This window comes from Duganella sp. sic0402 (genome assembly GCF_019219065.1).
GTDB lineage: Bacteria > Pseudomonadota > Gammaproteobacteria > Burkholderiales > Burkholderiaceae_D > Rugamonas.
Genome location: NZ_JAHUWK010000007.1, coordinates 96172 through 110766, shown reverse-complemented (window position 1 = coordinate 110766; position 14595 = coordinate 96172). Strand labels below are relative to the sequence as shown.

At 63.6% G+C, this 14595-nt stretch carries 14 protein-coding genes; 4 read left to right on the top strand and 10 right to left on the bottom strand.

The features are described 5' to 3' along the window. Positions 1 to 59 precede the first annotated feature (59 nt). On the top strand, positions 60 to 266 hold the full coding sequence (locus tag KW842_RS17635; protein ID WP_218305416.1) for a hypothetical protein: 207 nt from the start codon (positions 60 to 62) through the stop codon (positions 264 to 266). Here KW842_RS17635 and KW842_RS17630 read toward each other — a convergent pair. The 6 genes from KW842_RS17630 to KW842_RS17605 form a co-directional block, all read right to left on the bottom strand. Continuing rightward, positions 263 to 1006 carry a Crp/Fnr family transcriptional regulator gene (locus KW842_RS17630; RefSeq protein WP_218305415.1) on the bottom strand — a complete coding sequence of 248 codons (744 nt, stop codon included), beginning with the start codon at positions 1004 to 1006 and terminating at the stop codon, positions 263 to 265. The two genes, KW842_RS17635 and KW842_RS17630, sit on opposite strands and share 4 nt — an antisense overlap. 143 nt (positions 1007 to 1149) lie before the next feature. Continuing rightward, positions 1150 to 1395: a hypothetical protein gene (locus KW842_RS17625; RefSeq protein WP_218305414.1), complete on the bottom strand. Its 246-nt coding sequence runs from the start codon at positions 1393 to 1395 to the stop codon at positions 1150 to 1152. Positions 1396 to 1472: 77 nt separating this feature from the next. Further along, complete coding sequence (locus tag KW842_RS17620; RefSeq protein WP_229223767.1) at positions 1473 to 2351, bottom strand: alpha/beta hydrolase; 879 nt, start codon at positions 2349 to 2351, stop codon at positions 1473 to 1475. Beyond that, positions 2341 to 5370, bottom strand: coding sequence for a glycosyl hydrolase family 28-related protein (locus KW842_RS17615; protein ID WP_218305413.1), 3030 nt, complete (start codon positions 5368 to 5370; stop codon positions 2341 to 2343). The genes KW842_RS17620 and KW842_RS17615 overlap by 11 nt, the downstream gene beginning before the upstream one ends. Before the next feature lie 4 nt (positions 5371 to 5374). Next, on the bottom strand, positions 5375 to 6736 hold the full coding sequence (locus tag KW842_RS17610; RefSeq protein ID WP_218305412.1) for a gluconate:H+ symporter: 1362 nt from the start codon (positions 6734 to 6736) through the stop codon (positions 5375 to 5377). 27 nt (positions 6737 to 6763) lie between these two features. Then, positions 6764 to 7261, bottom strand: coding sequence for a gluconokinase (locus tag KW842_RS17605; RefSeq protein WP_229223766.1), 498 nt, complete (start codon positions 7259 to 7261; stop codon positions 6764 to 6766). 256 nt (positions 7262 to 7517) lie between these two features. Here KW842_RS17605 and KW842_RS17600 point away from each other — a divergent pair, with 256 nt between their 5' ends. Next, positions 7518 to 8804 carry an MFS transporter gene (locus KW842_RS17600; RefSeq protein WP_218305411.1) on the top strand — a complete coding sequence of 429 codons (1287 nt, stop codon included), beginning with the start codon at positions 7518 to 7520 and terminating at the stop codon, positions 8802 to 8804. On the opposite strand, the gene KW842_RS17595 is transcribed toward KW842_RS17600, so the two are convergent. Beyond that, the gene (locus KW842_RS17595) at positions 8722 to 10086 is read right to left on the bottom strand and encodes an MFS transporter (protein ID WP_218305410.1); all 1365 of its coding nucleotides are present in this window, start codon (positions 10084 to 10086) and stop codon (positions 8722 to 8724) included. The two genes, KW842_RS17600 and KW842_RS17595, sit on opposite strands and share 83 nt — an antisense overlap. Then, on the bottom strand, positions 10083 to 10466 hold the full coding sequence (locus tag KW842_RS17590) for a cupin domain-containing protein (protein WP_307729847.1): 384 nt from the start codon (positions 10464 to 10466) through the stop codon (positions 10083 to 10085). Before KW842_RS17590 ends, KW842_RS17595 begins: the two co-directional genes overlap by 4 nt. Positions 10467 to 10563: 97 nt before the next feature. Between KW842_RS17590 and KW842_RS17585 the strand changes: the two genes are divergently transcribed. Beyond that, a complete protein-coding gene (locus KW842_RS17585; protein WP_218305408.1) occupies positions 10564 to 11451 on the top strand; it encodes a LysR family transcriptional regulator in 888 nt (295 codons plus the stop codon). Here KW842_RS17585 and KW842_RS17580 read toward each other — a convergent pair. Further along, the gene (locus KW842_RS17580; RefSeq protein ID WP_218305407.1) at positions 11448 to 12158 is read right to left on the bottom strand and encodes a siderophore-interacting protein; all 711 of its coding nucleotides are present in this window, start codon (positions 12156 to 12158) and stop codon (positions 11448 to 11450) included. The genes KW842_RS17585 and KW842_RS17580 overlap by 4 nt on opposite strands. 32 nt (positions 12159 to 12190) lie before the next feature. Here KW842_RS17580 and KW842_RS17575 point away from each other — a divergent pair, with 32 nt between their 5' ends. After that, positions 12191 to 12649, top strand: coding sequence for a MarR family winged helix-turn-helix transcriptional regulator (locus tag KW842_RS17575; protein ID WP_229223765.1), 459 nt, complete (start codon positions 12191 to 12193; stop codon positions 12647 to 12649). A gap of 47 nt (positions 12650 to 12696) precedes the next feature. Here KW842_RS17575 and KW842_RS17570 read toward each other — a convergent pair whose 3' ends face one another. Further along, positions 12697 to 14457 (bottom strand): glycoside hydrolase family 2 protein, encoded by a 1761-nt coding sequence (locus KW842_RS17570; RefSeq protein WP_218305406.1) that lies wholly within the window; start codon positions 14455 to 14457, stop codon positions 12697 to 12699. Positions 14458 to 14595: the final 138 nt, after the last annotated feature.

Below are 14595 nucleotides of genomic sequence, written 5' to 3'. Positions count from 1 at the left end.
GGTCTCTGTAGGTGAGGCAACGTACAGCCGCCACCATCGGCGGCGAGCAAAATACGCTCATGGATACGCATACCAACATCATCAAGCCACGCAAATACCCGCCCGCCGCCTATGCAATGCACAGGCAGATGGTGGCGGTAAGGCGGACGATGTCCGCTGCGACCGTGGAAGAATCGCAAGCGGCGGCGCGCTGGGCGCAGGCGTGGTATCAACTGGTGCAGCGCAAGCTGGATCAACTCCAGCATGCACCGCGTTATTTACATTAGGCTGGGGAGTAGCAACCGCCGGCGCGGCGTTCCATGCCATGGCGGTCGATGACGGTGACGGTGCCGCGGCGGTATTCGATCAAACCTTCTTCCTGCAGCTTGCCGGCGCAGCAGGTGATGGATTCGCGGCGCACGCCCAGCATGTTGGCGATCATCTCCTGGGTCACTTTCAGTTCATTCGACAGCGAACGGTCCAGGCGTTCCAGCAGCCAGCGGCACAGGCGCTGTTCGATGCTGCCGTGACGCACGCCGGCCACCGTCTGCGCCAGCTGCGCGAACAGGGCGCTGGTGTGGCGCATCAGCTGTTGCGCCAACGCGCCGCCGCTGAAGAAAGCCTGGCGCAGTACCGAGGCCTTGATGCGGTAGCCATAGCCGGCGCTTTGCACTACAGCGCAGCAGTTGGCACGTTCATTTTCATACATCGAGACGCCGACCACGCCCTCGCGGCCCACCACCGCTACTTCGGCTGCGCCGCCCTCTTCGGTCACGTATTGCAGCGAGACGATGGCGTTGGTCGGGAAGTAGGCGTATTCCATTACCTCACCGGTGTCGAACAGGTGCTTGCCCGCTTCCAGCGGCACCAGGTCCAGGTGCACGAACAGGTCCAGCAGTTCTTCACGCGACAGTGCGCGCAGCAGTTCATTCTGCTGTGCACCGATCAGGCTGACTGCCGGCGCAGCGGTGTGCTGCATGGCGCGTGGGATGCTGGCGGAAACGGAAGTCTGGTTAGCTGCGTACATGGTGTGCCTCATCTGTTGTATGTGTTGGATGAGTCACACTATATCGCCGCTATGTTCGGCAGCTTATAGGAGCACTGACACGGCTTATGTAGGCTGGGAACATAAGCATTTGTCAGTGTGCTCCTACGCCTTAAAACATTACTCTAAGGCATGAATTTATTAAACCGGGAACTTTCTTCAGCCAGCCGCTCATCGCGCGAGCGCAGGCGGCCGGGATTGCGGCGGTGCTCAGGCTCGGAAATAACACGCTTGATAACGCTCTCCAGCACGCCGCGATGGCTGAGATATTCAGCCGCGCTCTGCGGGCCGAGCCGGTCGGCCCGCTCTATGCCGGCCTCCACCACTGCGGACGATTGATAGTCTGGGCGGAAGGTGTGACTGGTAGACATTGCTGCCTCCTGAAATGGAAAAATCCAATTCTCGGATTCTACCGCAGCGGCTGCCGTGCGCTAACACACTGTTACAACTAAGGCGCTGGCGATGGTACACCTTGCGGCGGCTGGCCCTGATGCGGAATCAGCCAGCCGCTGTCGGCCAGCCAGTCATGCAGCCGGTCCGGCCAATGGACGTCGGAAAGACGCTCCGAGCGCTGCCCCATATTGAAGGCGTGGTCGGTATCGGCATACAAGTGCAGCTCTGCCGATACGCCCGCCCCCACCAGCTGCTGATATAGCGCCAGCGCCGGCGGCATGCAGCACTTGTCATTCGAGCCAGCCACGATGAAAGCCGGCGGCGCGTTCTGCACCGCCTTGGCTGGCGAACCCAGAGGGCCGGGATAGACCAGCACCTGGAAATCCGGGCGCGCGCTGAGCTGGTCGATCGCATCCGGCTTGCCGGCGCGCGGCGGCTCCGGGTTATCCGCCACCAGCGACACCAGTTCGCCGCCGGCCGAGAAGCCCATCACACCCAGCCGGTGCGGATCGATTCCGTAGTCGGCCGCGTGCGCGCGCACCCAGCGCACGGCACGGCGCAGATCGGCCGCCGCGTCGTTCTCGACCGAATAGCCGGAGCCCTGGTCGCGCGCGAGCCGGTACTTCAGCACGAAGGCAGTCACGCCGGCACGGTTGAGCGAGCGGGCGGCCACCATGCCCTCGTTCTGAAACACCAGCATGCGGTGTCCGCCGCCCGGCACGATGATGACCGCCGCACCGTTGGCGTGGCGCGGATTGGCCTTCACCACCGTCAGCGACGGCGCATGGACATTGCTGACATAGGTATTGTCGACTTTCTCCGACTCGCTGCGGCGCGCCTCCGAACCGGGCGCGCCGTCGGGCCATAGCGCCAGCTGCTGAGCGCCAGCCTGAGCGCAACACAGCAGCAACATCACAAGCAGTTTATTGCGCATCGATGCCTCCGGTCGCATACAGCGAATGATGCGTGAGAATAAATAGCGTACGGCCATCTGAACCGCCAAAGATCAGTTGCAGCGGGCGTTCCGGCACATCGATACGGCCGATTTGCTTGCCGTCCGGCGCATAGACAAACACCTGGCCGTTGGCCACATACACATTGCCCTTCTGGTCAACCGCCGCGCTTTCGCCGCCGCGATTGGCCGCCAGCTTCAGATCCGTGATGCCGCCGCCCGCGCCGATCACGCCGCTGAAAGTGCGGTTCTCGGAGCCGTTGGTGAACACCGCGCGGCCATTGGCGCCAGCCGCCACCAGGCCGTAGCTGTCCAGTGTATCCGACCAGCGCCAGCCCAGGTGATCGTTCGGTCCCTGCTTGAAAGCGCGGTTGGCCGGCAACACCAGGCTGCCGTCCGGCGACACGTACTCGCGCTGCTTGGGCAGCGCCACATCGCGGGTGAACATCTCGGCCAGCGTGGTGAATTCATAGGTGTCGAAATTGAGCTGGTCGCGGAATTCGCCGTTCTGCCAGAAGTTCACCGGCACCACCACCCGCGCATGCGGGTTGGGCTTGACCGGCGTCGGCTTGATGACGGTCAGCGGGCCGGCCGGCTGGTCCGGATGGAAGGAATACACTGTCCCTTCCGGGCCGAACGACGACAGCACCATGATCGCGCCGCTGTTGTCGATGGCCAGGTTGACCGCATCCAATGGCGCATCGCGCACCACCGCCAGGCCGCTCTCCTTGCTCCAGCTATAAATCCGGTGGAAGCGGCGATCGACAAAATACAGCTTGCCCTTGCGGTCCACCGCCGCGCCGGCGATGGAATAGAAATCGCCCTCCAGCTTTTCCACGCTGGATTTGGCTGGCGTGCTTGTTGCGGCACGCGGCTTGGCCGGGCCGATATCCAGCACCGCAAACTCATGCTCGCGCACTTCCTGTTTGCTGGTCAGATCCTGCAGCGTATTCTCGAACGGGAATTTGCTGGCGCGCAGATAGGTGCCGCAGCCGTTTTCATCGCAGGTCGCGTAGCCGCTTTCGGCATTGACGTGCACATTGCGGAAGCGGATGTTCTCCGAATTACTCATCTTCACTGCCGATAAGGCCGGCTTGAGCGACCGCGTCACGCGGTAGGCGTGATAGTTGGCAAAGGTGATGTTGCGTGAATTGCGTATCTCCAGCGATACCGCATCCATGCCGTCGCGTACCTCCTGCTCCGTCTGCGGCGCCAGGAACTCCCAGTTTTCAACGTTATCCAGCACGATCTCGGCGCGGATATGGTGTTCGGCCGACAGCTCGTACACCTTGCCCGGCGTCTTGGTGTTGGAAACGTAGAAGCCCGCCTGCGCAAACGTGCTTGGCGACCAGCAGCCGACGAAGGTCCCACCACCGCCATCGGTCACCCAGATGCTGGGGTACTGGCGGTCCCAGTGCTGGATAGGGTCGAAGTTGGCAGTCTTCTGATACGGATCGCGGCGTTTGCCGTCATACAGCCGCGTGCCGTGGCCGCCCTGGATACGGATGTCGTCCACCAGCGAATCGGCGCCGGCCTTCCACAGCAGCGCCGTCGCGCGCGGGTTGATCTCGCCAGTCGCCAGGCCGAAGCCGGTGACGATGGCGTCGCCGCCCTTGGCGCTTTCCAGCAGCGCTTTCGGACCATCGGCGCCGGCAAACGCCGGGGTGCCGTTCGGCAGCACCAGCTGCGTTACGCCAGGGTGCAGGCCTATCAGTACCGTGTCCGGTTTCAAACGGATCGTATCCTGCACCATGTAAAAGCCCAGCGGCAGATACACCACGCGCTGGCTGTCGATGGCTTTCTGCACCGCCGCCGTATCATCGGTAACGCCGTCGCCCACTGCGCCAAAGCTGCGCACACTGGCCCAGTCTTTGGTCGATGGCAGTGTACGCATCACCGGCGCGCGCGGCGCCGGCATGGTTTTCAGCGCCTCGCCCTTGACGCTGGTGCCGAACTTGCCGACACTGCCCAGCCCCGGCAGCATCAGGCCGTAATTGAATTCGCTGACCTGGTAGGTCGAACCATAGCCGGCCACGGTCTTGCCGCTGTCGCGGAAGCGCGCAAACACTGGCACATTTTTCGCCAGCGCATTGTCGAAGCCGACCTGGGTGTAGACGTTGTCTTCATTACTGATGACGACGGCGGCCCTGGAGATATTCTCAAACCGCACATCTTTGCCCCACAACCAGTCGCCATAGCCACGGCTGATCTCAATCCCGACCGGCGTATTGCGGATAGTCGTGTTCACCAGTGTGAGCCCGGCCTCATGGCCGCGTATCGCCGCCTCGCGCTGGCCTTCAAAGGTGGAATCCATCAGCGTGTACTGCCAGGCCGGCGAAGTTTTTTCGGTCAGGATGCCATAGCGGCCGCCGTAGAACTTCAGGTCAAAGCTCTGATTGCCGACCATGTACACGCCGGCCAGCCCGGAGCCGATGTGGAAGTCCATGTGGCTCAGGTAGGAATGCTGCGCGGTGCGCAGGCGCACCGCGGCAGCGGCCGGATTGCCGTCGCCGATTTCAACGTCCACATTGCTCATCGCCGAATAGAAGGTGGCCGAATTCGCGTCGCGCACATTTTCGCTATATGGCACCGCGCTGCGGACCGGCACCGGCACCTTGCCCACCGTGTACTGGTCGCCGCCGGTGAACACCACCATATTCGCCACGCCCTTCTGGAAACCGGGCGTATTCGCGCCCAGCACCAGTACCGGCCGTGTCGGCCCCACACCATACAGCCTGACCGCCAGCGGCACCAGCAGCGAACGGGTGATGCGATAGCGGCCGGACGGCAGGAACACGATACCGCCCTCGCCCTGGTTGGCGGCGGCGTTCAGCGCCTCCTGAATCGCGGCGCTGTCGTCGGCGCGGCCATCGCCAACGGCATTGACTTTGACCGCGCGCGGATCGTCCGGCATGGTCTGGTAGGCGGAGACGGATGCCGCCTGCGCGAGCAGAGGCAGGGCCAACGCTGCGGCCGCAAACACGTTTAACAATGATTTCATCTGTTTATCCTAAAAAGGCGGAAAGAATCAGAACGAAAATGAGCCCGAATACGCCAACCAGCGTTTCCATCAGCGTCCAGGAACGGAAGGTGTCTTTCAGCGACAGCCCGAAATACTCTTTGAACATCCAGAAGCCGGAGTCGTTCACATGGCTGCACATCAGACTGCCGGCGCCGATCGCCAGCACCATCAAGGCCGGGTCAATGCCCGATGCCTGCACCACCGGCGCCACGATCCCCGCCGCCGTCAGGCCCGCCACCGTGGCGGAGCCAAGACAGATGCGGATCAGCGTCGCCACGATCCAGCCCAGCACCAGCGGCGGTACCGGCAGCTGGCTCAGTTGCGCGCCCAGCTGCGCGCTGACACCGGAATCCACCAGCACCTGCTTCAAGGCGCCCGCGCCGGCGATCACCAGCAGGATGGGCGCGATATCGCGCATGGCGTCCTGCGCGCCGGACATCAGCTGCGCCAGTTTGCGTCCGCGCGCCACACCCAGCGTGAACAGCGCCACCAGCAAGGCGATCAGCATCACGATCATGGGATTGGCCAGGAAGGACACGGTGGATTTCAGCGCCGGATCGGCGATCGGCATCGCGCTGGCGGCAGTGGCGGCGGCCAGCAGCCATACCGGCAACAACGCCGTCGCAAAGCTATTGAACACGCCGGGCAATTCCGCTTCGTCGCGCAAGCCGGCCTGGAACATTGATGCCGGCGCTGCCTGGATGCGCTTCAGCGTCTGCGCAAACAGCGGCCCGGCGATAATCAGCGTCGGCACGGCGACGATCATGCCGTATAACAGCGTGCGGCCCATGTCGGCGTGGAACTGCGCCACCAGCGCCGTCGGCGAAGGATGCGGCGGCAGGAAGCCATGCGCAATCGACAGTCCGCACAGCAGCGGTATCGCCATCGCCACCGCGGGCCGGCCGCTCTGGTAGACCAGCGAAAACACCAGCGGCACCAGCAGCACAAAGCCGACGTTGTAATACAGCGGAATTCCGGCCACGAAGCCGGTCAGCGTCAACGCCACCGGCATGCGCGCCGAACCGAATAGCTGGATCAGGTAGGCGGCGATGCGCTGTGCCGCGCCGCTGTCGGCAATCAGCTTGCCGAACACCGCGCCGAGGCAGACGATCACGATCAATGAGCCGAGCAGGTCGCCGATGCCCTTGTCGATCGACTTGGGAATACTCTCCACCGGCATGCCGAGCAGCAGCGCGGCAGCCAGCGCCGCCGCCACGAAGGCCAGCAGCGGCTGTAACTTGCCCCAGGCGATCAGCAGCGTGAGCAAGCCGACCGACAGGGCCACCGCGATCAACGCCCACGCGGACGGCGTCACACCTAGCCATGACGCCAATGGACTGGTCATGTAAGTCTCCCTATTTTTTGTAGTGTGCTACTGCTGCGCCCTGATCTGCTCCACCAGACCGGCAGGCGGTGTTTCGATACGCAAGGTGATTCCGGCTTCATCGGACTGCATGGGCTCCAGGTCGCGGAACTGGCTGTCCAGCAGCGACGGCGGCATGTAATGGCCGCTCCGCGCCTGCATGCGCGCCGCAATCACGTGCTTCGGCCCCGCCAGATGCGCAAAGCGCAGCGCCGGATCGCCCTGCCGCAGCAGGTCCCGGTAGCGCCGCTTCAGCGACGAGCAGGACACCACCAGTCCCTCGCCACGCAGCTGCGCCGCGCGTATCTGCGCCTGCAAAGCCAGCAGCCAGCCGGCGCGGTCGTCATCATCCAGGGCCTGGCCGGCCGACATCTTGGCCACGTTGGCCTCCGGGTGATACTGGTCGCCCTCAACAAAAGCCACGCCATTCGCCACTGCCAGCGCCTGCCCGACGGTACTTTTGCCGCAGCCGCTGACACCCATCACCACCCAACGAACACTCTGCATCCGGGCTCCGATTATAGATAGCGCTAACATTAACAATCCGACGATGCCGGCGCTATAGCAAGCCGTCCATCAATCAGGTATTCGGGAGGTCTACGCAACGCAAAGATAGCGTTATCATCGGCATCAACTTTAGCCTACCGGTGAAATTTGTAAAGAATTATCCATATTGCATTGCACAAGGAACCTCGCGGAGCGGCAACGGCGGCGAGGCTTTCCTGCTATGCTACGCCACCCACAATAAACAGAGACTGCGCACATGACCGTCGCCCGCCCGCTCACTGGCCAGGACTACAAAACCCTCTCCCTCGCCGCGCTTGGCGGCGCGCTTGAATTCTACGATTTCATCATCTTCGTCTTCTTCGCCAACGCTATCGGCCAGTTGTTCTTCCCGCCCGAGATGCAAGACTGGCTGCGCAGCCTGCAAACCTTCGGCATCTTCGCCGCCGGCTATGTCGTGCGTCCGCTGGGTGGCGTGGTGATGGCGCACTTCGGCGACCTGCTCGGCCGCAAGCGCATGTTCACCTTATCGATCCTGATGATGTCCGTGCCGACGCTGGCCATCGGCCTGCTGCCGACCTACGCCAGCATCGGCGTCGCCGCGCCGCTGCTGCTGCTGTTGATGCGCATGTTCCAGGGCGCTGCGGTGGGCGGCGAAGTGCCTGGCGCCTGGGTGTTCGTCTCCGAGCACGTACCTGCGCGCCATACCGGCTATGCCTGCGGCGTGCTGACTGCCGGCCTGACCTTCGGCATTCTGCTCGGTTCCCTGGTGGCGACCGGTTTGAATACCGTGTACACGCCGGATGAAGTGCTGGGCGGCGCATGGCGCTGGCCCTTCCTGCTGGGCGGCGTGTTCGGCCTGGGTTCAATGTATCTGCGCCGCTGGCTGCACGAAACGCCGGTGTTTGCCGAGATGGCACAGCGCAAGGCACTGGCCGCAGAGATGCCGCTGAAAGCGGTGCTGCGCAGCCACCGCACGGCAGTCATTATCTCCATGCTGCTGACCTGGATGCTGTCGGCCGGCATCGTGGTGGTGATCCTGATGACGCCCGCGCTGCTGCAAAAGATTTACCACATCGACGCCCGCACCTCGCTGATCGCCAACACCATTGCCACGCTGGGCCTGGCCTTCGGCTGCATCTTCTATGGCGTGCTGGCCGACCGGATCGGTTCCAGGCCAGTGCTGCTTGTTGGATCGGCGCTGCTGGCGGTGTGCACCTACCTGTTCTACACCACGTTGCGCGTGCAGCCGGAATTGCTGCTGCCGCTGTACGGCCTCACCGGTTTCTGCGTCGGCGTGGTCGGCGCGGTGCCGCGCGTGCTGGTGCAAGCCTTCCCGCCACAGGTGCGCTTCTCCGGCCTGTCGTTCTCGTACAACCTGTCCTACGCCATCTTCGGCGGGCTGACGCCGATCATCGTCACACTGATGCTGAAGAATGATCCGCTCGGCCCGGCCTACTACGTTATCGCGGTGTGCCTGATAGGCATGCTGACGGCGCTGTTCGTCCGGCCAGCACCATCAGCAGCAACGCCAGTGCCAGCATAACGCTGGATGCACTCAACGCTGTAGTCACGCGCTGCGCCAGCGGCGCCGCACCAGCCAGCGCCACCAGCGCCGCCAGGCCGAGCGAATTACCCAGCTGATGCGCGACATTCACCACGCCCGACGCGGCACCGGCATCCCGCGCCGGTACGCGGGCGATCCCGGCTGCCGTCAAGGGACTCAAGGTCATCCCCTGCCCCGCGCCGATCAGCACCATCGGCAGCGCCACCGTCAGCCAGTAGCCGCCCGCTGGGGATACACGGCTTAGTGCAGCCATGCCAATCAGGCATACCGCCAGGCCAAGCGCCAGCAGCCGCGCGTTGCCGAAGCGGCGGGTCAGCCGCGGCACCTGCAAGGCCACCGCAAAATTCACCAGCGTCATCGGCAGGAACGCCATGCCGGTCAGCGATGGCGGATAGCGCAGCACCGTTTGCAGATACTGCGTGGTGAAGAAAAAGAAGCCGATCATCGCGCCGAGGAACAGCATGCGTGCCGCATACGCCGACGTGCGCTGGCGGTCGGCAAACAGGCGCAGCGGCATGATAGGCTGCGCCGCGCCACGCTCGTTGACGACAAACGCCGCCAGCAACAGCACGCCTGCCGCCAGCGCGCCTTGCGTCAGCAGGTCGGACCAGCCGCTGCTGGCCGAACGGATGAAGGCATACACCAGCGCGCTCATGCCGGTGGTGGACGCCAGCGCCCCGCCCAGGTCGAACTGGCCACCGCCGCGCGGACTCTCGGGGATGTAGCGCAGCGCGGCCCAGATCATCGCCAGCCCGATCGGCAGGTTGATCAGAAAGCCGACCCGCCACGACATCCACTCCGCCAGCACGCCGCCCAGCACCAGCCCGACGCTGGCGGCGATGCCGGCCGTGGCGCTATACAGCGATACTGCATGCGTGCGCTCTGCACCGTCCGCAAAGGTGGTCTGCAACAGCGCCAGCGTGGAAGGCGCCAGGATCGCAGCGCCCAGTCCCTGCACGGCGCGCGCGATCACCAGCTGCACCGGCGTGGCAGCCGCGCCTATCGCCAGCGACGCCAGCGTGAACAGCGCCAGCCCTGCCACCAGCATGCGGCGGCGGCCAACGATGTCGCCAGCGCGCGCGGCCAGCAGCAGAAACCCGCCAAACGTCAGCGTGTAGGCGCTCTGCACCCACGCCAGCCCGCTGTCGCTGAAGCCCAGTTCAAGGTGGATCTTCGGCAGGCCGGTCAGGACCACCGAAGTATCCAGCACAATCATCACATAGCTGGCCAGAATGATGGCCAGGATGGCGCGCTTGTTCATACCGGCTCCATCCACTCCACCACCTGGCCGTCCAGGCTTTCGGCAATCGCGATATGCGACATGGCCACCTGCTCTGCCGCGCCATGCCAATGCTTGACGCCAGGCGGTATCCATACCGTGTCGCCCTGCCTGATCTCCTGCACCGGGCCGCCCCAATGCTGCACCCGGCCCACGCCCGCAACGACGATCAGCGTCTGTCCCAGCGGATGGGTATGCCAGGTGGTGCGCGCGCCCGGCTCAAAGCTGACAGTGGCGCCGCCCACGCGCGCGTCGCCGCTGCCCTGGAATGGCGCATCAATGCGCACCTGTCCGGTAAAGTAGTCTGCCGGCCCTGCCACCGAGGCTTGCGATCCGGCGCGGGTAATCTGTACTGGGTCCATGCTCTTGCTCCTGTTCTCGTATGCAGACAGTGTAGGCATCCATCACTACTTTGATAAGACGCTATAATCAGCATGAGCTTATGAGGAGAACTCATTAATGGACCATGAGAATTTCAACGACCTGCTGGCCTTTGTGACAGTGGCGCGCGAGGGCAGCTTCACCAAGGCGGCCGCCAAAATGGGCGTGTCGCAGTCGGCGCTGAGCCACACGATACGCGGTCTCGAGACGCGGCTCGGCATCCGCCTGCTGACGCGCACCACCCGCAGCGTCAGCCCGACCGAGGCTGGCGAACGGCTGCTGCAAACTGCAGCGCCGCGCTTCGATGAAATCACGCAGGAACTGGCCTCGCTCAGCGAATTGCGCGACAAGCCGGCCGGCACCATCCGCATCACCGCCGCCGAGCATGCGGCCAACCATGTGCTGTGGCCCAAGCTGTCGCCGGTCATGCATGACTACCCTGAGGTGAAGATCGACATCAATATCGACTACGGCCTGACCAATATCGTCACCCAGCGTTTCGACGCCGGCGTGCGGCTGGGCGACCAGGTGGAAAAAGACATGATCGCCGTGCGCATCAGCCCTGACCTGCGCATGGCGCTGGTGGCGACACCGGACTACTTCGCCCGGCGCGCCAAGCCGCGCACGCCGCACGAGCTGCAACAGCACAGCTGCATCAACCTGCGCCTGCCGACGCATAACAATCTGATGGTGTGGGAATTTGAAAAGAACGGCGAGCCGCTGAATGTGCGGGTGGACGGCCAATGGGTGTTCAACAACACCTCCTCGCGCCTGCGCGCGGCACTGGCCGGCTACGGCATCGCCTATGTGCCGGAAGATATGGTTGAGGAACACCTGAAGGAAGGCACGCTGATACGCGTGCTGCGCGACTGGTGCCCCTCATGGCCGGGCTACCACCTCTACTATCCAAGCCGCCGCCAGTCCTCGCCGGCCTTCAACGTCGTCCTCGACGCGCTGCGGGCTTAAGACAGGTCTTCGTGGTGGCCGTTGGCACCCTGCTTCCAGTAGGCCGAGATGCGGGCTGCGTCGCGCGGGTGGGCTTTGTCGACGAATACTGCATCGCGCACCTGTGCGGCGACCGAGGCCTCGCCGGCAAACCAGAAGAAGCCCTCGCCGGCCGGCAATTGCAGCGCACGGATGGCGGCCAGCAGGTCTTCGCTGCCGGCATAGCGTTGCAGCGTCACTTGCGCCTCGCTGTTGAACGGCAGCGAAGCCGCTTCCGGGCCGGCTACCAGCACCTGCACTGTCGCGTTAGCCGGCAATTCCTCCAGCCGGCGGCGGATCGCCGGCAGCGCGGTGGCGTCGCCCGCCAGCACATGCCAGTCATAATCCATCGGGATGATCATTGAGCCACGCGGGCCGCCGATGGATGCGTTCTGCCCCGGCGCAGCCTGGCGCGCCCAATCTGAAGCGGCGCCGGTGGCGTGCAAGGCGAATTCGATTGTCAGTTCGCCGGCCACATTGTCGTAGCTGCGCGGTGTGAAATCGCGGCGGTCTGCTTCATTGACGAAGAATTTCACATGGTCGTCGTAGGAAGCCGAGACGAAATCGTGTAAGGTCTCGCCTTTGAATGTTACCCTGACGTAGTCCGCTGTCAAATGATCAACCTTGACTACTTGCAGTTCGCGCAGTTTGAGCTCATGCCGCACACGTTGAATACGTCCACTCATCATCTGCTCCAAAATTAGTTGATAATGTCCACATTATGAGCAACAAAGTTAATAAAGTCAACCAATCTGACCAGGTGTTCGACGCCATCCATTCAATCATGCATCTGTACCGTGCCCGCCAGCTGCGCGGCCTGCGCGACACCGGGCATGAGGTCACGCATATGGAGTACAAGGCGCTGGGCTTCTTTGCGCGTCATCCGGGGGCGACCCAGGGCGACCTGGTGGCGCACTCCGGACGCGACAAGGCGCAGCTGGCGCGCTTGCTCAAGGGCTTGCGCGACAAGCAGTTGCTGGATGCTGCCGCCGATGAGGCGGACCGCCGTATCACCCGCCTGACGCTGAGTGCGCAGGGGGAAAAGGTCTTTCACGGCCTGAATGACCTGGGCTTGCAGGCATCCAGCGCGGCGGTGCAAGGCATGAGCGCAGAGCAGCTCAGTCAGCTGCAGGCTTTGTTGCAGCAGATACGCGGTAATCTTGAGGCCAGCGAGGACTGATGCTCAACATGGATTCCGGCTTGCGCCGGAATGACGGGGTTGCGCGTTTAGAACGGCACATTGCGGGTGGCTGCGCTGATCTGCTCCAGCGGCACCTTGGGCGAGCGGTCGGCGTTCAGCAGCCCGTTGGTTTCCTGGAAGGTGTCGGCAAACTGCGTGTAGCAAAAGCCACTGAACATCACGGTTTCGTTCACCACTTGCAGCAAGGCGCGGTAACGCTCCAGGTACGTGGCGGCGTCGCCGGCGCGCGAGTAGCCCCAGGTATGCCCTTCCGGCGCATTCGGATCGTAGGCGATGCCACCGAATTCCGTCAGCACAATCGGCTGGCCGCGATGCGGAAAGCCATCCAGCGTCAGTATCCGTCCGCCTGGACGGCGCTGGTCGAACAGCTGCCGCACCGGATCGTTGACCGCGTAGCGCTGCTCCAGCTTTTCCGGATCACCGTCGTAGTCGTGGATGCCGAGGATATCGGTGGCGGAAGCCTCCCAGCCATCGTTGCCGATCACCGGCCGCGTGCCGTCCAGCATGCGCGTCAGGTGGTACAGCGCCTCGACCGCATTGCGGTGCGCCTGCATCGAAGTCAGATTGGGCACACCCCAGGACTCGTTGAACGGCACCCACACAATCACACAGGGATGGCTGTAATCGCGCTCGATCGCCTCGGTCCACTCCCTGACCAGCCGCGTCATTGAGCGCGCACTGAACGCATACGCAGACGGCATCTCGCCCCATACCAGCAGCCCCAGTTTGTCGGCCCAGTACAGATAGCGCGGATCTTCCAGCTTCTGGTGCTTGCGCACGCCGTTGAAGCCCATCGCCTTGGTCAGCTCCACGTCGCGGCGTAACGCATCGTCCGACGGCGCGGTCATCAGCGATTCGGTCCAGTAGCCCTGGTCCAGCACCAGCCGCAGATGGTACGGCCGGCCGTTCAGCATGAACCTGTCGCGGCTGATGGCGACCGAGCGCAACGCCGTGTACGAATGCACGCGGTCCAGCACCTCATCGCCGCGGTACAGCGTCAGCTCGGCGTCCAGCAGCGTCGGCCGCTCCGGGCTCCACAGCAGATCGTTGCGCGAATCGTCGATGCCGGGATCAGACAGCACGATCTTGCGGTTGGCCTCCTGCCCCACCAGCAGATAGCGGTCGGCCGCCAGCAGCACATCGTTGTGCAGCACCCGCACTTCCACCGACAGCTCCTGCGACAGCGCGCCGCCGGCCAGCACCTCGCAGCCGATCTCGTAGTTGTCGAACATCGGCGTCCAGCGCAGCGACTGGATGTAGGTGGACGGCAGCGGCTCCAGCCATACCGTCTGCCAGATGCCGGTGGTGCGCGGATACCAGATCGAATGCGGGTGCAGCTGCCAGTCCTGCTTGCCGCGCGGCTTGGCCAGGTCGCCGGGATCGTCTTCGGCGCGCACGATCAGTGTCTGTTCGTCGCCGTCCAGCAGCGCATCGGTGATGTCGGCACGGAACGGCGTGTGGCCGCCCTCATGCTCGGCCACCAGCACGCCGTTGACCCACACCTGCGCGCGATAATCGACGGCGCCGAAATGCAGCATGGTGCGCGCGCTGCGCGACTCCAGCGTAAACACGCGGCGATACCAGCACACCGCATGAAAGCCCTGATCGCCAATACCGCTGAGCTCGCTCTCGGGCGCGAACGGCACGTCAATCTGCCGATCCCAGCTGATGCCGTCGCTGGCATGACGGTAACGGCGCCCGTCATCAAAGGTGAAATCCCATTTGCCGTTGAGTGATTGCCACGCATCGCGTTGCAGTTGCGGTCGCGGATATTCAAACTGAGCCATAGATGCCCTCGCTGATCGAAGTGTGCCGGGCATCGTAACAACCTTGCACCGGCTAAGGAAAACAGCGCTCAATTCCGCGCAGTAATCTGTTGCTGATACGCCGCGTTTCCCCATCGTACCGGACGAAGGTAAACGTGA